Below are 217 nucleotides of genomic sequence, written 5' to 3' on the forward strand. Positions count from 1 at the left end.
CAGGGCCGGTGTCCAGCGCTGCCAGCCGCCGAACGGCGTGATCGTGGTGCCGACCACGCGCAGTCCCTGGTCGCGGGCGCGCAGGACGAGCTGCCGGTAGCCCGCGAGGATGATCTCGGGGTCCGTCTGGCTCGGGGGCTGCTGCAGGTCGTTCACGCCGAGCACCACGAGCAGCGTGCCGGTGCCGGGCAGCGCGAGGGCATCCCGGTCCAGGCGC

1 pseudogene is annotated in these 217 nt (G+C 74.7%); it reads right to left on the reverse strand.

Features of this window, described 5'->3' with window-relative positions:
* A pseudogene (locus PROKR_RS34810) lies at positions 1-217 on the reverse strand (SGNH/GDSL hydrolase family protein); the annotation flags it as partial.

The sequence above is a fragment of the Promicromonospora kroppenstedtii DSM 19349 genome, assembly GCF_000515355.1.
Taxonomy (GTDB): domain Bacteria; phylum Actinomycetota; class Actinomycetes; order Actinomycetales; family Cellulomonadaceae; genus Promicromonospora; species Promicromonospora kroppenstedtii.